Here is a 17,921-nt window from a genome sequence, read left to right on the forward strand (position 1 = left end):
TCGCCAATACCTTCGTATAGTAGAACGCGCACTGCCTTTGAAATACCTTTGCGTTGTGAAGACAACCGTCAGGTTTCGGTCATGCGTGCATCTCCTCAACGTGTCTCGGAAGAGGCTGCCGGTTTGGCCACCGGACCGGTGCGCCTGTTCAAGGCGTTTGTCGCGACGATCTGTATCGGATCGCTGATCGAGATACCGCTCGATACCGGTGCTTCGATCGATTCGAATCGCTTGCTCTTCGTGCTGGCGCCAAAGCTCGTGATGATCTTCATCGGTGTGGCCGCCATCGCCGACGTGCCCTTCGCTCGCCAGGCATTCACGTTCATCTGCGCCGTGAGCGTATTGGCGATCGCGCCAGCATTGCCCATCGAATACGGTCGATACATCTCGATCGCTCTTCTTGTCTCCACCGTCGAATGCATCGGCAAAAGCGTGTGCATTGCAACCTTCGCGATCATGTCGTGGCGCGAAACGCAGTCTTATTCTCAACAGGATTTCTTATGCTGAAAGATATCGATCCCCAGACGCCGTCGCGTCGCCGCTTCGTGGGCGTGGCGGCGGCTGCCATCGCGGCGACTTCATTGAGCAAGCTCGCCTTCGCAGAAAGCACGCAGGCTATCACCGAAGTCGCGCCATCGGCGGGTGGTGACAAGACCGCTATTCGTCCGCTTCACGTGCATGTGCCGGAAGCGCAACTCGTGGAACTGCGCAGACGTATCAAGGCGACGAGATGGCCCGAGCGCGAGACGGTGACGGACGCATCGCAGGGTGTGCAACTCGCGACCGTGCAAAAGCTCGCGCGCTATTGGGCGACGGGCTACGACTGGCGCAAGGTCGAAGCGCGGTTGAATGCGCTGCCGCAGTTCGTCACGGAGATCGACGGCCTCGACATTCACTTCATCCACGTTCGTTCGAAACATCAGAATGCGTTGCCGATCATCGTCACGCACGGTTGGCCGGGCTCGATCATCGAGCAGATGAAAATCATCGGGCCGCTGACCAATCCGACGGCACACGGCGGAACGCCTTCCGACGCCTTCGATGTCGTGATTCCGTCGCTACCCGGCTACGGCTTCTCCGGCAAGCCGTCCGCAACGGGCTGGGATCCTGCCCGAATCGCGCGCGCCTGGGTCGTTCTGATGCAGCGCCTCGGCTACAGCCGATACGTCGCGCAAGGCGGTGATTGGGGCAATGCCGTCACCGAACAGATGGCGCTGCTCACACCGCCGGGACTGCTCGGCATCCATACCAACATGCCGGCGACCGTGCCCGACGATATCGCAAAGGCACTCAAGTTCGGCGACCCGGCTCCCGCCGGTCTGTCACCCGACGAGAAGCACGCATTCGATCAGCTCGACTTCTTCTACAAGCACGGTCTCGGTTATGCGCAGGAAATGGCGGGCCGGCCGCAGACGCTGTATGGAATCGAGGATTCGCCTGTCGGCCTCGCGTCGTGGATGCTCGATCACGATGCGGCCAGCCTCGCGCTCATTTCGCGTGTATTCGATGGACAACCGGAAGGTCTTTCGCGTGACGACGTGCTCGACAACGTGACGCTCTATTGGCTGACCAACACGGGCATCTCTTCGGCTCGGCTGTATTGGGAAAACAAGCTCAACTTCTTTGCGCCGAAACACGTCGGCATTCCTGTTGCCGTGAGTGTCTTTCCGGACGAGCTTTACGCCGCTCCGCGGAGTTGGACAGAGCAGGCTTATCCCAAACTGATTCATTACAACCGTCTGCCCAAAGGCGGGCATTTCGCCGCCTGGGAGCAGCCGAAGGCCTTCACGGAAGAGCTTAGAGCGAGCTTCCAGTCGCTGCGGTGACAAGCTCACGGGTGAGCAATCATGAACCGAGGTGAACTGTTATGACTTGCCGTATCGAAGACGACATCGTCCGACGTGCATTGATTGCACTGTTACCACCTGAGCAGCATCGGCCGAAATCCGAAAACCATGTGCACGGCCTTGAACGAACATCTCGCCGAAAGAGGCGCGTGGCGAACTTCGGGCCTGTCGATGAGCAACGCGTTCCTGCGCGCATCTTCGTGATCGAGCAGCCTTCGTCGCAGACATTGAGCGTGTGCTGGAGCGATTCTCAGTCCGGGCACTATGCCGCTCAAATGTGGCGCAAAGGCGTCGCACGTAAGGCATCTCTTTGCGTATTGAGCGGCGCGCAGATTCTTCCCGGCGATGCCGTGTACCGTCCGCACGCCGGCGAACGCCACTCGCCTGCGAATCGTGAATACATGCTTCTTGCGTCGGCGGTTCCGGAGGAAGCGAGCGTGGTACTTCAAGAGCAGTGTGAAGCACTGGCAATCTCAAGAGGAGAGTAGTTGTGACAGATGGAATCGACACGCGTCGCCGGCGTCTCCTGGGCGCTGCCGCCATGAGCGCGGGCGCAGTGGAACTCGGTATCGGACGGTTCGCGTTTGCAGCATCGAATGTTTCGTTCGACAAGATCAGGCAGATCAATGCGGGGGTTCTGAATGTCGGATATGCGGAACTCGGTCCGGCCGATGGTCCGGTCGTGATACTGCTTCATGGCTGGCCTTATGACATCCACAGCTTCGCCGATGCCGCGCCCCGAATTGCGCAGGCGGGCTATCGTGTGATCGTTCCGCATCTGCGCGGCCATGGAACGACGCGTTTCCTGTCCGGCGACACAGTGCGCAATGGCCAGCAATCGGTGCTTGCCGTCGACGTCATTGCGTTGATGGATGCGCTGAAGATCCAGAACGCGGTCATCGGTGGATTCGACTGGGGCGCGCGCACGGCCAATGTCGTCGCGGCGCTTTGGCCGGAGCGCTGTAAGGCATTGGTCTCGGTGAGCGGTTACCTGATCGGGAATCAGGCGGCCAACAAGACGCCGTTGCTGCCGAAGGCGGAACTCGCGTGGTGGTACCAGTTCTACTTCGCGACGGAACGCGGCAAGCTCGGCTACGAAGCCAATCGCCGCGATTTCGCAAAGCTCATATGGCAACTCGCTTCGCCGAAATGGCATTTCGACGATGCCACGTTCGACCGTTCCGCCAGATCGTTCGAGAATCCAGACCACGTTGCGATCGTGATAGACAATTACCGCTGGCGGCTAGGCCTCTCGAACGGCGAGCCGCAGTACGACGCACTCGAATCGCGGCTTGCTCGGGCGCCCGTCGTCACGGTTCCGGCGATCACGCTCGAAGGCGACGCGAACGGCGCGCCCCATCCGGAGCCGTCGGCGTATGGGAGGAAGTTTGTCGGCAAGTACGCGCACCGGACGATTTCCGGCGGCATCGGCCACAATTTGCCGCAAGAGGCACCGAATGCCTTTGCGGATGCGGTGATCGAAGTCGCGAGCTATTAGATCGATCGAATAGCTTTATAGGCACGAACATCACGATGCATTGCCGGTCGCTCTCGCGCACGGCTGGCTCTCGGGCCGCGGCCATCGTCATGATGGTGTTAATTCCGCTCATCTGGATCACGAAGCCGGGCAAGGCAGCGGCGGCGGCGCGCTTGTCAGGCGGAAGCCAGCGCCGGCCGCTGCGGTTCGGTGCGATCCTCGGGCGCGGCGGCCAGCGCGATGCGCGCTTTCGCCTCCGGACTGCCATCGACGTAATACTTGTCCGCCCAGTGCCTGTCCGGCTCCAGCGCCAGCTTGCGCGCTTTCTTCTTTTGCACCTTGGCTTCGATTGCTATCGCGCGAGCCCTGTAGTGCTCATAGAGCCGCAGAAACTCCGCGAGATAAATGGCCGCGATACGAGAATCGCTTATCTCGAGCAGGTTTTCGTCATTGTTATGCTCGGAGTTATTGCTCATGTTCGCCGAACCCGTGTACACAATGGGCTGCTCACCTTCGGCATCGATCACGAGGAACTTGTGATGGATGATGACGGGCGGATACGGCGGCCGCTTTTCGCCGGGAAAGAGCTGCATCTCGACGTCGAAACCTTCGGGCACGGTGGCGCTGGAAAAGTACCGGCCATCGACGACATCGCGGTTATCCTTGCTGCGGTGATAGAGCTTGATGCTCGTGAGCTGTGTCGCGTTCAGCTTGTCGCCCTGTTTCTGTTTCTCTTCGCCCGATTCGGCCGCGCGCTGCGAGATTGCGTTGACGAGACCGAACATCATCAAGCCCTTGTCTCCGGCGGCGAAGCATGCGTCGCGCAAGGCTTTGTCCGTCGGAGAGAAAAGGCAAAACAGCACGGAATGCTTTGCCCGTTGAATCGCCTGCACGATCGTGTCGATCTCGATGCGCTTGTCGTTCGGCTCGGGCGAAAACGAAGCGCGCACCGACGCACTGCCGATTTGCAACGCGCCGCTCCAGCCCTGCGGAAGTTTCTTCGTCGCGGCAAGCGACGGGTCGCTCGCGATCGCGGCTGCGCGGTCGCTATAGAGTTGCGCGAGTTCCGGCGAGTTCAGCAGATGCAGCAAGTTTGCCTGTTCGGTCAGCCCTTCGGTCGTGAAGTTCGCGGAACCGGTGAGCACCCGCGCGGGCTTTCCCGCGTTCGACGATGCATCGGTGACGATGAACTTGTTATGCATGATGTTCGTCGCCTTGCGCGGATGAAAGTCGATCACCTTGCCCAGTTCATCGACGACTTCCTGATTCGGCGAAGGCGGCTTGGGCTGTCCCTTCGGGGCATCGCCCGGATGCGAATCGTAGACGATAGCCGTCGAGTGCGCGCCCTGCGCTTTGGCGAAACGTGCGAACGCGGGTATGGCCCATAGATCGTCGGTCAGGTGATAGATGGCGCTTGCCGCGCGTGTCGCGTGATCGAATGCGGCATCGAAGCTCTGTTCGAGATCGTTGGCGAGCCAGCGGCGCAGCACGAGCGCCTTGTCGGCGGGCGGCGCTTTCGATGGATCGAGGCCCATCGCGGCGACCTTGCGCGTGAATGCCTGAGAACTCACGACCGCGCGATTGAACCACGTGCCGATGCCGTCTTCGATATGAGCGGGCAGCGTAATGGTCAGCCGGGACTGCTCGTCGTCGAGAAGCTGCGGATCGCTCGCGCTTCCGACTACGGGCCACGCCGTGTAGACGAACGATGTTTCGCGATCGGGTTCGTCGATTCTCGCGTCCCACCACATGAATTTCTGAATGGGCGCGACATTGGATGGCGCGTCCGGATGACCATTCGGGACAGGGCCATCGAAGGTCAGCCGGTTAGGAAGCCAGCTCGTCGGCGCGCGGTGTTTTCCGTCGGCCGACCAGAAACCCGGCGAGCGCTGAATGGCGAAACCCAGAAAATCGGCGCGCGTTTTGCCTGCGGCCCAGTCGAGCGCCAACAGCACGAGAGTAGGGGATAGATAAGCACGAATCTGGATGGCCATCGTTACCTCGCTTTGATGACAGCCATGCTATGAGACTCGTGTGACATTTATGACGCTGCTCCGGCCGCTCGATCACGGCGGCGCGGGTTCACTTCTTCCGCTTTTGACTGGCCAGTTTGACGATGTCGCCAGTCGGGGCGCTGGTCATGAGCCGTCGAACGTCTTCGAGCTCCACCCAGCGGCATTTGGATATTTCGTTGTTCGGACGCGGCTTCGCCCGGCTCGAAATGTCGCAATAGAAAACGTGATGATGTTTCTGCTTGCTCTTGAAGTCGAACAGATACTTCGCGGACTTACCGGAAAGCTGCGTTTCTTCCTTGAGCTCGCGAAGCGCCGCATCGGGCAGATGCTCGCCACGTTTGAGCATTCCACCTGGCAGCGCCCATTTGGACTCTCTTGCGACGAGCAGGATTCGTTTGCCTTTTCGACAGATGACAGTGGCGCGTTTCTTCAAAACTTGAACTCCGCGTTTTTTCTTGGTGTCGATGCTTGAGGTGTCTCCGGCTGCGCGTCACGCGCGCGCAGCGTGCGCTAATGCTATTACAAAATCAGCGTTATTCGCCAACGAATAATTAGTTTGCGACGCGTGCAAATTTGATTTCGTGACATAAAAGAGTCATCAAGACGTGATTGGCCGTGTCGAATGCAAATGTGCGGGTAAAGAGCGGCGCGCGTCACGCTTCAGAAACTCGGCCGCGCGGATCGTCGAGCGCGCGGCATTGCAATGGCCCGTGCTGCTACAACAGCCTGGATGCCGCCTTCAGTCGGCGCTTTTGTTCCTTCTTGAGCAGCCGAAGCGCGGCGTCGGCGCTCGCTTCATCCGGCAACGACCCTTGATGCGTGGTCAGCAGATTCCGGCTGGCGACGACGTCGTTCAATCCACCGAAACGCTTCTGCAACTGTTTCAACTCCTTCAAACTTTTGCGTTGCCTTTTCTGCAAAAGCGGTTCGAAGAATTCGATCAGATAACGAACTTTCTTCCCGGCTTTGCGGACGTCGTGATAAGAGTTGTAGTCCGAGCCGCCGGTTTTCGATGCATGCTGCATGCGCTTCTTGAGTTGCTTTTGCGCCGCCGATACACGCTTTCGCGCGAATTTGGTCAAGGGCGTACGCACGGCGGAAGTGTTCAATTCGCGATTCGCTTCGCTGATGGCTTCGCGCAGCAGCTTCGTCAGGTCCGAATTCAGCAGCGTCTCGCGGCTTCTGTCCGCGGTTTCTTTTCTGTTTTGTCGGAAGACGTTTAACAGTTCTTCGTCGCTCCTGTCTTCGACGAGACCGATCAGTATGTCCCAGTCACGGGTGTTTCCCGCCGCGTTCGCGAGAAACTTCAAGACTGCGCGCTGTTCGTTGTCGAACTGCTCGTCGAGTATCGGCCGGTATGCCCATAGCAGTGTCCGCAGCCGGCGCAAGGCGACCCGCAGCTTGTGCAGTTTCTCGGCGTCGGCCGTATCTTTCAGAGCCGAGGCTTCCTCGATGGCCTCGTGCACGAGCGGGTCGGCGTATGTTGCGAAGTTCGCTTCGGCTACTGCTTCGCGCTCCGAGGCGCGGTGGGTATCGTCGGTCGTCACGGCAGTGTCTCCGTATCCGTAGTGGTCTTATCGCGGAGGCAAGTTCCGTACCGCCGGAGCGGGCTTGTTCTTTGCTTTTGTGTTCGTCCTGCGCCGGCGTTCTCGCGCCGGGCTTCGTGATATGCTCGGTCGGGTGTCACGCAGGAGGTTACACCCGACATGACCGTTGCAGCTATTTCCCATGTAACTCGCCATCCCGGCGTTCTTCTCAAGGACTTCGTGCTGCCGGGCCTGGGCCTCTCCGTGAGCCAGGCGGCGCGAGATCTGGGCGTGTCTCGTCAGACGCTGCATCGAATCTTCGACGCCAGCGCCAGTCTCACGCCTGAAATGGCGGTGCGGCTGGAAGCGCTATGCGGAATTTCGGCAACGTATTGGCTTCAACTGCAATGCGCGCATGATCTCCGCGACGCTCGCACATCGTTGGCAGATGCGCTGCCGCACATTCCAAGATATCGGCTTTCTCGCATCGCGATGAAGCAGCTCGGAGCAACCGATGCACGCTAACACCGTAACGCAACAATACGCTCGAACGGGCGTGTCCGGACTCGACGACATCCTCGTCGGCGGTTTGAGCAGGGGAAACGTGTTTCTGTTGGAGGGCAGTCCGGGCACCGGCAAGACGACCATCGCGCTCAGTTTTCTGATGGCCGGTGCGGATCTCGGCGAGCCATGTCTGTATATCACGCTCTCCGAAACGGCCCCGGAATTGCGCAAGGGCGCGGCGTCGCATGGCTGGCATCTCGGCGATGAGATCAGCATTTTCGAAGTCAGTCCCTCCGAAAACCTGCTCGATCCGGATCAGCAGCAAACGCTGCTCTATTCCTCGGATCTCGAACTGGGTGAAACGACACGGCTGATTCTCGGCGAGTTCGAGCGCGTCAAACCAAAGCGCGTCGTGATCGATAGCCTTTCCGAAATCCGGCTGCTCGCGCAGAGTTCCTTGCGTTACCGCCGGCAGATTCTCGCGTTCAAGCATTATTTCGCCGGGCGCGATGCGACCGTGCTCCTGCTCGACGATCTCACTTCCGAAGCCGCGGACAAGACGGTCCATAGCGTGGCGCACGGCGTCATCAAGCTGGAGGAGTTGTCGCCGCAATACGGGGCGGAGCGACGTCGTCTGAAAGTGCTCAAGTATCGCGGCCAGCAATTTCGCGGCGGTTATCACGACTTCGCGATCAGGCACGGCGGTGTGTCGGTGTTTCCGCGGCTCGTGGCGAGCGAGCATCGCACGAGTTTCGCGCGCACCCAGATGACGAGCGACGTGACCGAACTGGATGCACTGCTGGGCGGCGGTATCGAGCAGGGATCGAGCACGCTGATCCTCGGGCCCGCGGGAACCGGCAAGAGCCTGTTTGCGATCCAGTTCATCTCCTCGGCGGTCAGGCGAGGCGAGAAGGCCGCGCTATTCGTGTTCGACGAAGAACTCGGGCTGCTGTTCGACCGGCTCCGCATCATGGGTATCGATCTCGAAGCGATGCGGGACGCGGGCAGTCTCCATATCGAACAACTCGACGCGGCGGAACTCTCGCCGGGCGAGTTCGCGCATCGTGTGCGTGCGAGTGTCGATACGGCGCGCGCGAAAACAGTCGTCATCGATAGCCTCAACGGCTATCAGGCCGCCATGCCCGAAGAAAATGCGCTCGTGCTTCATGTGCACGAGTTGCTGCAGTATCTGAACCGTCAGGGCGCCAATACGTTTCTGACGGTTGCGCAGCATGGCCTCGTCGGCGACATGAAAGCGCCGGTCGACGTGACCTATCTCGCCGACACGGTCATCCTGCTTCGTTACTTCGAAGCGCTCGGTCGCGTACGGCGCGCCGTTTCGGTCATCAAGAAGCGCACCGGTGCGCACGAAGAATCGATACGCGAGTTTCGTATCGGCGCAACGGGACTCGTGCTGGGCGCGCCGCTGGAGGATTTTCAGGGCGTGCTGCGCGGCGTGCCCACGTTCGTCGGAAACTCGGCCGCGCCGCTGCTTACTCCGAAGGAAGGGTAAGGCCGCATGTTCGAGATCGATCGATGTCCGGTACTTCTCCTCACCCCCTCGGGGCGCGACTTCGCCGTCGCGCAGGCGCTCCTGGCGGCGGCCGGAATCGATACGGCGGCATGCGCGGACGTGCCGCAACTCGGTGCGAAGCTGGCGGACGATGTCTGCTGTGCAATAGTCGCCGATGAAGCCTTGAATGGCGTCGATCTTGCCGCGCTCTCGACGTGGGTTTCGTCACAGCCACCCTGGTCGGATTTTCCCTTCGTCGTTCTGACACGGCGCACCGGCGGCGCCGACCGCAGGCCGATGGCCGAACGCCTGACGCGAGCGCTCGGCAACGTCACGTTCATCGAGCGGCCTTTTCATCCGACGACGTTCGTGAGCGTGGTCGAGACCGCGGTGCGCGGGCGGTATCGCCAGTTCGACGCGCGGGCGCGGATTCGCGAACTGCACGAAGGCGAAGCGCGCTTGCGTACCGCGCTGACGGCCGGGCAGCTCGGTTCCTGGACGCTGGACCTCGCCACGCTGACGCTCACGGCATCCACGACCTGCAAGGGAATTTTCGGGCGCGGAGAGCATGACAGCTTCACGTATGCCGAACTGGTCGCGAGCGTTCATCCGGAAGACCAGGAACGGATGCAGGCGGCCGTGAAGCGATGCATCGAAACGGGCGGCGACTATGTCATCGAATATCGCAACGTCTGGCCGAACGGCTCCGTGCATTGGGTGGATATTCGCGCGCGTGTCGTGCGTGACGATCTCGGTCGGATCGTTCAGCTCGTCGGCGTTTCGTCGGATATCACTTCGCGCAAGACCGCCGAAGATCAGTTGCGCCGTTTGAACGAGTCGCTCGAAGTGAAAGTGCTGGAGCGCACGGCGCAACTGGAACACGCGCATCAGGCGGTCCTCGATGAAATCCGCCAGCGCGAACGCACGGAAGAGCTTCTTCGGCAGATTCAAAAACTCGAAATGATCGGCCAGTTGACGGGCGGCATCGCTCACGACTTCAACAATCTTCTGATGGCGATCATGGCGAATCTCGAACTCGTGCGAAAGGAAGTGCCGCCCCGAGAGAAAGCCGGACGCCTCGTGGAAGGCGCGCTCAAGGGCGCGCAGCGCGGCGCGGCGCTCACGCAGCGGCTGCTCGCTTTTGCGCGGCAGCAGGTTCTCAAGGTCGAACCCGTGCGGATGTCCGCGTTGGTCGACGGCATGTCGGACCTGCTCGAACGCTCGATCAGTTCGATGATCGAGTTGACGATCGATACCGCCGGCGAAGTTCCGTTCACGATGGTCGATGCCAATCAGGTCGAGCTCGCGATCCTGAACCTCGTCGTCAATGCGCGCGACGCGATGCCCGACGGCGGCGCGATCACCATCAGCGTGGCGCTTGCTCATTCATCGGACGACGGCGAACTGACCGCCGGCGATTACGTTCGCGTCACCGTAAGCGATACCGGCACGGGCATGGACGCCGCGACGCTCGCCAAAGCCACGGAACCGTTCTTCACGACGAAGGAAGTGGGCAAGGGCACCGGACTCGGCCTCTCGATGATTCACGGCCTCGCGCGCCAGTTACAAGGCGCGTTGCGGCTCGAAAGCACGCCGGGACGAGGAACGTGTGCATCGCTTTGGCTTCCGGTTTCGGGCAGCAGGGCCGCCGAAGAGGAAATGCCGAACAAGTCTTCCGACCCTGCTTCGACCGAAGCGCCGCAAATACGCGCGACCATACTCGTGGTCGATGACGACCCGCTCATCGCGTCCAGCACTTCGTATCTCTTGCAGGATCTTGGACAAGAGGTGATCGAAGCAAACTCCGGCGAAGCCGCGCTCGAGATTTTGCGCAGCGGCCGCGAAGTCGACGTCCTGCTCACCGACTTTTCGATGCCCAGAATGACCGGCGTCGAACTGGCTACCGCCGCGCGCACGCTCAGGCCCGCGCTGCCCGTCATTCTCGCGACCGGTTATGCCGAGTTGCCGGAAGGCGCGGAAGCGAATCTGCCGAGACTGCGCAAGCCGTATCAGCAGAGTCAGCTTTTGATGGAAATCACCAAGGCGGTGGCATCCAGGCATTGAGACGTATCCTGAGGCACGCACGCGGCCTCAGGCGTCACGCCTCTATCAGACCGTGCGCCTTGCCGACGCACGCGTCGTCTTCGCGATCTCGCCGCTTGCATCGAGAACGGCGCCGCTCGTGTCGCGTGCGGCGTCGGTCGCGGTGTCGGCCAGATTCGTGATGAGTTCGCCCGACGACTCCGCAGCCGTCCTGACATCGTCGGCGGCGGCGTTCGTCATTTCGTTCAACTTGATGCCGTTGCGTTCGTATTGATTGCGCACTTCGCCGATCATGTCGTCGTGCGTCGACGTGATGATCGACAGCGCATGCTGACTGTACGAAGCCGCCTTCTGCGGCAATTGCGCGAACATGACGGATTGCCAGCCGAGCACATCGCCGGCGCCTGCTTCGTCGCCTGCGCGCAGGAGCGCGTTGCTTTCTTCGACGACTTTCCGAACCGTTTGCACGTTCAAATCCGTGAGTGCTTGCAGACCGCTCGCGAAGCGTCCGGTCACGTTGAGAAACACCTGCAAATTGGCACGCGCGATAGACGGAATCTGATAAGCGAACTGACCGGGATACTGGAACATTGACCACTCCTTTGAAGAGTCGAATGAAAAGATCCGCGCGGGACGGCGGACCATGACGTATCTCACGCTGAGACGAAGCAGGCGCGCGGCGGTTCCCACGTCGCGATGAAAATCTCAAGCACGCTCGGTCTTTATCTTTCGTACGCGCACGGCGGAATGCGCATTGCTGGGCCGCTCAATTCGTGACCGCAAAAAGCCGAAGCCCCGGCAGAACCTTCACCGGGGCTTGCGGATAATGCGAGCTTCCAAAAACGACCGACAGCAGTACTTCGACAACTCGAGAACAGACGCGTGCTGCATCCGGTGCAAGATCAGGTAAGCCGGTTTGCTCAGCGCGTCCGGGCGGTGTGATGTGTTACCTGCATCACGGAAACCAGTGTATTGCGTCGCGCTCGAAAGCCATCGTCCAAACAAGTGCCGATTTGGCCTTCATCCCGACCGATTGCCACGCTGAAGATCGCGCGCCGGATGCCGACTATCGACGGCACTGCTTCTCGAAGACCACTGCCTCGAAGAGTTCATATTCGGCGGTCGGCGTTTTGTCGGCGCCGGGTGCGTGGTAATAGCTCATCGTGATCGACGCCTTGCCGCCACGCTCGCCGGGATCCACATCGAATACCGCGATGCCGTATCCCGTGCCCGTATCGCGCTGCGCGGACCAGATCGCGTCTTCGACCGCATCGGCGACCGGGCGAACGAACGCGCCCGCCGTCGCGCCCGGCACAGGGCGATTCGGTTTCGTGAACACTTGCGCCTGCGGCAAGCCATTGCCCGGATCGGTGCCGTAGACATCGAGCGGCGCGCTGGTGCCGCCGCCGCCGAGAATCACGTGGATGGTGCCGTGCGTCGTGTCGATGGGATCGTTCGCCCGCTGCGATGTTTCGACGGGACGCGGCTGCAACGTATCGACGCGTTCGCCAGTCGTCGCATCGCGGCCTGCGTGATGATTGCAGCCACGCACCGGATGGCTGCGCTCGTAATCGTGATCGTGACCGCACAACACGAGATCCACGCCATAGCGATCGAAAAGCGGGAGCCACGCTTCGCGAATGCCCTTGTCCGAGCCGTTCCCCGTCTTCGATGAACTGAGCGCATCCTGGTGCATCTGCACGACGATCCAGTCGATGTCGTCGTCATGCGATGCATCGCGCAAGGTTCGTTCGAGCCAGCGCGTCTGCTCGCCGTTGCTGTATCCGCGCACATAGAAGGACGTGCCCGGCGCGATGGCGGCATTGCCCGTGCTCGCGGCGGGCACGAGCGGCGCGGGTCCGGCGACGAATGCGGCGCCGTCCTGATAGACGACATCGTCGGCGTCGAGCGAGATGAACAGCACCGAGCTCACGCGAAAGCTGTACCAGCGCCCCGGAAAATGCGTGCCGTTGTCGGGCAACGTATAGCGCGTCAGATAGGACGTGAAGCCTTGCTGGCCGTTATTGAACTCGATCTCGTGATTGCCGGGGCAGGGCATCCACGGCCGGTTCGCCGCCGACGTCTGCGCGTTGTTGCCGAAGTCGCGCCAGACGTCGGGCTGCTGCGCCGGATTCAGGTTGGCATAGCAGAGGTCGCCGTTCAGCAAGTGGAACAGCGGTTCGAAGCGTTCGACGGCCTGCACGGCGAAGCGGCTTTGAGGCGACGACAAAACCCACGTGGTGTTCGGCGTGGCGAGATCGCCATAGCTCGTGAAGCGGAACTTGCGACGCCCGCGAGGCGCGGTCGTGAAGCTGGCGGTGAAGGGCTGGCCGGCTTTGCTGTCGTTGTCGGCGGTGACTTCGTATTGATACGTCGTATGCGGGCGAAGCTCATGCAGACGCGCGTGATACGTGAAGACGGTCTCGCCGTTCAGGCCATCGGTGTAGGTTCGCTGCACGGCGTGGATGACGTGCGCGTGGCCATCGTGCGTGCTGATGCGCACGCGCGGCTGAACCGCCTGCGCAAGCGATCCCCAGCTTACGATCACTTCGCTCGTCGGATCTTCGCCCCACGTCAGATGAATCTGTTCGGGCGTGCCATCCGGATGCGACGCCTGAGCGAGCGCAGGACCGGTCACGACATTCGCGGCGGTCGCGAGTCCCGATGCGCCCGCGAGCTTCAGAAATCCGCGGCGCGATGCAACCGATGCGCCGTCCTGCTGGTTCTTCGTGACCATGGACGTATGTCTCCTGATGGGGATGGATTGCGCTCCGTCAGGGAGACATTATGGCGAGTCGTATGACCCCGCCATGACAGGCGGGCAAGCGAACTACGCGCGGAAAGTTTTCCCTAACTCCTTTCCGGCAAGCCTGAAATAGTGACGGAAGTTATAGATGAGCGGCGACCACTTCTGCGTGTCGATATGCTTTCCTTCCTTCACGAAGGCTTCGTCCGCATGCATGCGAACGATCTCGACTTCGGCCGCGACGCCGCCGCCGAGCTGCTCCAGCTTTTCGCCGCCCATGCGATGCAACTGGCGAACCCTCGCTTCAAGCTGCATGGGACACTCCGCGACGCGCGCCGGTTTCACGAGTTCGCTCGCCATCGGCGTGAAGTCGCCTGCTTCGAACTTGTCCTTCTCGTAGCTGAACTGATCGGCCTTCATGTCCGGAACGGGGTCCTTTCCCGTGAGTGGCGCGAGTTGTTCCACTTGCCGCCAGAGTTCCGGCGACGGAATGTTGACGACGCACTCCGCATGCCGCGCCATGTTCTCGGCTGTCTTGGTTTCGTCCAGCAGTCCCAGCATCATCGTCCAGCCCAGCGCCCAGAATGACGATATCGGTGCGATGTTGGTGGTTCCGTCTTCGTTGATCGAACTGACGAGCGCTACCGGGGTGCCGAAGTACAGGATTTTCGGCTCAATGGTCTGAAAAGAAGTGTCGGGCATTGTGTCCTCCTTACTGAGTTGCCGTCGGTCATCGCGCGAATGATCGTGCAATGTCGCTTCAGTATGTGCCTCTTTCGATGATCGATGTTTCATCGCTCGATGAAGTAACGCGGTCGCTTCGCGAGCCTCGATATGCCCACCAGCCAGGTCCCCACATGCTCCAGTCCGGATCGGGGTGGCCTTCATCCTGAACGTTACGGACGTCGGTCAGGCACATGCAATGCTCGAGGCGCTTCCGTTGGGGAAGGCGAACCTGATGACATTCTCCCTCCTCCCGATAGGCCCGCTGAAGCCGCTGGGCACGCTTCTGAATCTGCCTTCGCCTCAATAGCAAGAGGCCCGCGCGTAACGGGTCGCTGCGCCGCCATCGATGCCGATTTTCACCAAGCTGTTAAAATCCCCCTCTTTCACGTCATAGCCCGCAGCTAACCGGCGCCGCAAGGGCGCCGTCATTTGCGTCGTGACGTCTCGACGCTCTCCAGCAAGGCCCATGCGCCGTCTCCCGGCCGCTCCTGTCTTCAAACAAGCGATATCACCATGAATATGCCCGTCACCGGGAATGACGCGCCGCGCGGCGTGGCGCCCGAAACACGTATCGACTGGATGCGCGAGATTCTCGCGGGCATCGTCACCAGTCTCGCGTTGATTCCCGAAGTCATCTCCTTCGCATTCGTTTCCGGCGTGGAGCCGCGGTCGGCATTGTTCGCGTCGGTGGTGCTTCTGGTCGTGACATCGCTGTTCGGCGGCCGCCCGGCGATGGTCACCGCCGCCGCCGGCTCGGTCGCGCTCGTCGTCGGGCCCATGGCGCACGCGCATGGCGCGGGGTATATCCTGCCCGCCGTGCTGCTCGCCGCGCTCATTCAGGTCGCGTTCGGCTTGCTCGGCCTTGCGCGCATCGTGCGCTTCATTCCGCGCTCGGTGATGCTCGGCTTCGTCAACGCGCTCGGCATCCTGATCTTCTGGGCGCAGATTCCGCATCTCGTGAATCAGCCGCTCCCCGTGTATGTGCTCTTCGCCGTGACGCTGGCGATCGTGCTCATCGGGCCGCGCCTGACGCGCGCCGTGCCCGCGCCGCTCGTCGCCATCATCGTGACGACCTTGATCGCGGTGGCGCTGCACTGGGCCGTGCCGACCGTCGGCGGCAACGGTCCCATGTCGTCGGATCTGCCCGGTCTCACCGCGTGGACGGTGCCGTTCGATCTCGGCACGTTGAAGATCGTGTGGCAAACCGCGGTGTCCATCGCATTCGTCGGTCTGCTCGAAACGCTGCTGACGGCCAAACTCGTCGACGAAATGACCGACACCCGCTCGCGCAAGTCGCGCGAATCGTGGGCGCTGGGACTCGCCAATCTCGGCGCGGGCGCGTTCGGCGGCATCGCAGGCTGCGCGATGATCGGCCAGACCGTGGTGAACGTGAGCATCGGCGGCGCGCGCACGCGTGTCTCGACGCTCGCGGCGGCGGCCACGCTGCTGTTGCTGATCACTGCGCTCAGCGAAGTCATGTCGCATATCCCGATGGTCGCGCTCGCAGGCGTGATGATGATCGTCGCCGTCAAGACAGTGGACTGGCACAGCCTGCATCCTTCGACGCTGCGCCGCATGCCGCTGATGGAGACATCGGTGATGCTTGTGTCGGTCGCGCTGACGGTGTACACGGGCAATCTGGCGGTCGGCGTGGCGGGCGGCGTGCTGCTTGCGACCGTGTTCTTCGCGAGGCGCGTCGCGCACGTCATTCGCACGATCCGCACGGTCTCCGACGATGGCGAGAGCGTGCGCTATGAAGTGCATGGGCCGCTCTTTTTCGGCAGCAGCAACGACCTCGTCGACCAGTTCGAATACGCGATGGACCCGCGCATCGTGATCATCGACTTTACGAAGTCGCAGATCTGGGATGCATCGACGGTCGCTGCACTCGACGCCATCCAGTTGCGATATCGGCAGCACGGCGTCGAGGTGAGGATGACCGGACTGGATGAGCGCAGCCACGCGTTCCACGCCCGTTTGAGCGGCAAGCTGAACGTCGGGTGAGCTGATTTGACGCCGCCATGAAAGTGCGCCCGCGCCTTGGCTGATGCCTTTCTTGGCTCGCAAGACGCGTGCTTTCATCGAAAGCATCGCGGAAGCCATGCGGCACGGCGGTTGCTCCTGAGGAGAGGCGAGCGCCTCGGGATCGAAGGCCGAGCCATCGTTTATCAGTGAGGACGTCATGGACGATCAGAAAGAGCAAGACCGCATTCGTCGTCGCGCGTATGAAATCTGGGAGCGCGAAGGCAGCCCCGAAGGACGCGCCGAGGAATTCTGGCAACAGGCGATAGCCTCGCTCCAAGCGGAAGAGTCGCAAAACGGCGCGGCGGGCCGGGCAGCAAATGGCAACGCCGATGCAACGCCCGACGAGCGCGAGCGCAACGCGGAGGAACGGAATAGCGCGACGGGAAAGTGATCGAGACGCACGCTGATAACTTGCAAGATCGAGGCCCACATTGCCCCTGCTTGGGGCTTGCGTTCGCGCGCGATGGCTTCGCGCCAGCGAGCGGGACGGATCGACGGTGCTCACGCGAACCGGTTTTCCGCTCACAATGTGCGGATAGCAAAAGTATTGCCGCAGCGCCGACGCGCGAAATGTATTAGGAATCCGTTTAAGAAAAAAATCCCCGTCGGGCGTTTTAATTTTCTTCCGCCAGACGTCGACGAAGCCCCGCTCGGAGAGCTTCAGCGCATGAATTGGCATTGTTGCCGCTCGTACAACACGGTGATCGCTTTCGAGTTTCTACCGTGATTGACAGCGCGATCCTACAATCGGTTTCGAAGTAGGCGCGTTTCGCGAGTGATGTTGCATGCCGCCAACTTCGAATAACGATTGCCTTCAACGGCTGCCTCGACCTTCCTATGATTAGGATTGCGACATAACTATGTTTCGGGACGCCGGCTTCAACGACTTCTCACTTCTTCCCATTTCGGAGATCAGCATGAAACGCAATGCCGCATTGCGAGGCACGATCTGTTGCGCGACTTTGCTGGCGATCGTGCCGGCGCTCGCTTCCGCCGAACCGTTTTCAGTCAAGGTCGATGGTCTGGATCGAGGTCAGTTCGGAAACGAACAGGTGTACGGTGGTTTCGGCTGTCACGGTGCTAACGTGTCGCCGCGCATCTCGTGGTCACATGTTCCGGCCGGAACCAAGAGCATCGTCATTACCATTCACGATCCGGATGCGCCCACGGGCGGCCTCGGCTGGACGCACTGGCAAGTGGTGAATATTCCGCCGTCGCAGACATCGATCGAAAAGGGCGCATCGGGTACTGCGAAGCTGCTGCCGGCCGGCGCGGTCGAAACGCTGACCGATTTCGGCGCCTCGGCTTACGGCGGACCTTGCCCGCCACAAGGCGAATCGCATCGATACGTCGTGACGGCTTCGGCGCTCAGGGTGTCGAGCATCGACGTGCAAGCGGCGTCCAGTCCGGCGCTCGTCGCTTATCAGATGCACGGCAAGGTCATAGGGCAAGCACGCTATGTCGCGCACTATCATCGCTCGATGGAGTGAGTGGGACGC

General features: G+C 61.1%; 16 protein-coding genes. 10 read left to right on the forward strand and 6 right to left on the reverse strand.

The genetic code is table 11. From position 1 onward, the window contains the following. Positions 1 to 81: 81 nt before the first annotated feature. From NOV72_RS08260 to NOV72_RS08275, 4 genes are read left to right on the forward strand one after another with little or no spacing between them, the layout of a single operon-like run. Complete coding sequence (locus NOV72_RS08260; protein WP_146149962.1) at positions 82 to 507, forward strand: hypothetical protein; 426 nt, start codon at positions 82 to 84, stop codon at positions 505 to 507. Beyond that, entirely contained in the window at positions 501 to 1,826 is a 1,326-nt protein-coding gene (locus tag NOV72_RS08265; protein ID WP_106854115.1) for an epoxide hydrolase family protein, read from the forward strand. Before NOV72_RS08260 ends, NOV72_RS08265 begins: the two co-directional genes overlap by 7 nt. Positions 1,827 to 1,867: 41 nt before the next feature. After that, positions 1,868 to 2,335, forward strand: coding sequence for a DUF3331 domain-containing protein (locus NOV72_RS08270; RefSeq protein ID WP_106854116.1), 468 nt, complete (start codon positions 1,868 to 1,870; stop codon positions 2,333 to 2,335). A gap of 2 nt (positions 2,336 to 2,337) precedes the next feature. After that, on the forward strand, positions 2,338 to 3,345 hold the full coding sequence (locus NOV72_RS08275; protein WP_106854117.1) for an alpha/beta hydrolase: 1,008 nt from the start codon (positions 2,338 to 2,340) through the stop codon (positions 3,343 to 3,345). Positions 3,346 to 3,500: 155 nt separating this feature from the next. On the opposite strand, the gene NOV72_RS08280 is transcribed toward NOV72_RS08275, so the two are convergent. The 3 genes from NOV72_RS08280 to NOV72_RS08290 all read right to left on the reverse strand — a co-directional run bounded on the left by NOV72_RS08280 (position 3,501) and on the right by NOV72_RS08290 (position 6,886). After that, positions 3,501 to 5,318 (reverse strand): phospholipase D-like domain-containing protein, encoded by a 1,818-nt coding sequence (locus NOV72_RS08280; protein ID WP_106854118.1) that lies wholly within the window; start codon positions 5,316 to 5,318, stop codon positions 3,501 to 3,503. Between the two features lie 88 nt (positions 5,319 to 5,406). Continuing rightward, on the reverse strand, positions 5,407 to 5,772 hold the full coding sequence (locus tag NOV72_RS08285) for an NUDIX hydrolase (RefSeq protein WP_106854119.1): 366 nt from the start codon (positions 5,770 to 5,772) through the stop codon (positions 5,407 to 5,409). 283 nt (positions 5,773 to 6,055) lie between these two features. After that, entirely contained in the window at positions 6,056 to 6,886 is an 831-nt protein-coding gene (locus tag NOV72_RS08290) for a CHAD domain-containing protein (protein WP_106854120.1), read from the reverse strand. Between the two features lie 159 nt (positions 6,887 to 7,045). On the opposite strand from NOV72_RS08290, the gene NOV72_RS08295 reads away from it, so the two are divergent. The 3 genes from NOV72_RS08295 to NOV72_RS08305 are packed head-to-tail and all read left to right on the forward strand — an operon-like array spanning position 7,046 to position 10,946. Next, positions 7,046 to 7,390: a HigA family addiction module antitoxin gene (locus NOV72_RS08295; RefSeq protein ID WP_106854121.1), complete on the forward strand. Its 345-nt coding sequence runs from the start codon at positions 7,046 to 7,048 to the stop codon at positions 7,388 to 7,390. Beyond that, entirely contained in the window at positions 7,380 to 8,882 is a 1,503-nt protein-coding gene (locus NOV72_RS08300; RefSeq protein WP_106854122.1) for an ATPase domain-containing protein, read from the forward strand. The genes NOV72_RS08295 and NOV72_RS08300 overlap by 11 nt, the downstream gene beginning before the upstream one ends. 6 nt (positions 8,883 to 8,888) lie before the next feature. Next, positions 8,889 to 10,946 carry an ATP-binding protein gene (locus NOV72_RS08305; RefSeq protein ID WP_106854123.1) on the forward strand — a complete coding sequence of 686 codons (2,058 nt, stop codon included), beginning with the start codon at positions 8,889 to 8,891 and terminating at the stop codon, positions 10,944 to 10,946. Positions 10,947 to 10,991: 45 nt separating this feature from the next. Here NOV72_RS08305 and NOV72_RS08310 read toward each other — a convergent pair whose 3' ends face one another. The 3 genes from NOV72_RS08310 to NOV72_RS08320 form a co-directional block, all read right to left on the reverse strand. Beyond that, positions 10,992 to 11,516 carry a phasin family protein gene (locus tag NOV72_RS08310; RefSeq protein ID WP_181290919.1) on the reverse strand — a complete coding sequence of 175 codons (525 nt, stop codon included), beginning with the start codon at positions 11,514 to 11,516 and terminating at the stop codon, positions 10,992 to 10,994. Between the two features lie 475 nt (positions 11,517 to 11,991). Beyond that, the gene (locus tag NOV72_RS08315; protein WP_106854125.1) at positions 11,992 to 13,662 is read right to left on the reverse strand and encodes a purple acid phosphatase family protein; all 1,671 of its coding nucleotides are present in this window, start codon (positions 13,660 to 13,662) and stop codon (positions 11,992 to 11,994) included. Between the two features lie 93 nt (positions 13,663 to 13,755). After that, positions 13,756 to 14,373, reverse strand: a complete 618-nt coding sequence (locus NOV72_RS08320) for a flavin reductase family protein (protein ID WP_106854355.1) — start codon at positions 14,371 to 14,373, stop codon at positions 13,756 to 13,758. A 537-nt stretch (positions 14,374 to 14,910) separates the two neighbouring features. On the opposite strand from NOV72_RS08320, the gene NOV72_RS08325 reads away from it, so the two are divergent. From NOV72_RS08325 to NOV72_RS08335, 3 genes are all read left to right on the forward strand, one after another. Next, entirely contained in the window at positions 14,911 to 16,401 is a 1,491-nt protein-coding gene (locus NOV72_RS08325) for a SulP family inorganic anion transporter (RefSeq protein ID WP_216858864.1), read from the forward strand. Between the two features lie 178 nt (positions 16,402 to 16,579). Then, positions 16,580 to 16,813, forward strand: coding sequence for a DUF2934 domain-containing protein (locus NOV72_RS08330; protein WP_106854126.1), 234 nt, complete (start codon positions 16,580 to 16,582; stop codon positions 16,811 to 16,813). 526 nt (positions 16,814 to 17,339) lie between these two features. Next, positions 17,340 to 17,912 (forward strand): YbhB/YbcL family Raf kinase inhibitor-like protein, encoded by a 573-nt coding sequence (locus tag NOV72_RS08335; protein ID WP_106854357.1) that lies wholly within the window; start codon positions 17,340 to 17,342, stop codon positions 17,910 to 17,912. The last annotated feature ends 9 nt before the right edge of the window (positions 17,913 to 17,921 follow it).

Origin of the sequence: Caballeronia novacaledonica, assembly GCF_900258035.1 — a bacterium.
Lineage (GTDB): Bacteria > Pseudomonadota > Gammaproteobacteria > Burkholderiales > Burkholderiaceae > Caballeronia > Caballeronia novacaledonica.

Excerpts from the sequence above, each read along its gene's own strand:
- NOV72_RS08260 (WP_146149962.1), top strand. The coding sequence starts at position 82 with ATGCGTGCATCTCCTCAACGTGTCTCGGAAGAGGCTGCCGGTTTGGCC.
- NOV72_RS08265 (WP_106854115.1), top strand. The coding sequence starts at position 501 with ATGCTGAAAGATATCGATCCCCAGACGCCGTCGCGTCGCCGCTTCGTG.
- NOV72_RS08270 (WP_106854116.1), top strand. The coding sequence starts at position 1,868 with ATGACTTGCCGTATCGAAGACGACATCGTCCGACGTGCATTGATTGCA.
- NOV72_RS08280 (WP_106854118.1), bottom strand. The coding sequence starts at position 5,318 with ATGGCCATCCAGATTCGTGCTTATCTATCCCCTACTCTCGTGCTGTTG.
- NOV72_RS08295 (WP_106854121.1), top strand. The coding sequence starts at position 7,046 with ATGACCGTTGCAGCTATTTCCCATGTAACTCGCCATCCCGGCGTTCTT.
- NOV72_RS08300 (WP_106854122.1), top strand. The coding sequence starts at position 7,380 with ATGCACGCTAACACCGTAACGCAACAATACGCTCGAACGGGCGTGTCC.
- NOV72_RS08305 (WP_106854123.1), top strand. The coding sequence starts at position 8,889 with ATGTTCGAGATCGATCGATGTCCGGTACTTCTCCTCACCCCCTCGGGG.
- NOV72_RS08310 (WP_181290919.1), bottom strand. The coding sequence starts at position 11,516 with ATGTTCCAGTATCCCGGTCAGTTCGCTTATCAGATTCCGTCTATCGCG.
- NOV72_RS08315 (WP_106854125.1), bottom strand. The coding sequence starts at position 13,662 with ATGGTCACGAAGAACCAGCAGGACGGCGCATCGGTTGCATCGCGCCGC.
- NOV72_RS08320 (WP_106854355.1), bottom strand. The coding sequence starts at position 14,373 with ATGCCCGACACTTCTTTTCAGACCATTGAGCCGAAAATCCTGTACTTC.
- NOV72_RS08325 (WP_216858864.1), top strand. The coding sequence starts at position 14,911 with ATGAATATGCCCGTCACCGGGAATGACGCGCCGCGCGGCGTGGCGCCC.
- NOV72_RS08330 (WP_106854126.1), top strand. The coding sequence starts at position 16,580 with ATGGACGATCAGAAAGAGCAAGACCGCATTCGTCGTCGCGCGTATGAA.
- NOV72_RS08335 (WP_106854357.1), top strand. The coding sequence starts at position 17,340 with ATGAAACGCAATGCCGCATTGCGAGGCACGATCTGTTGCGCGACTTTG.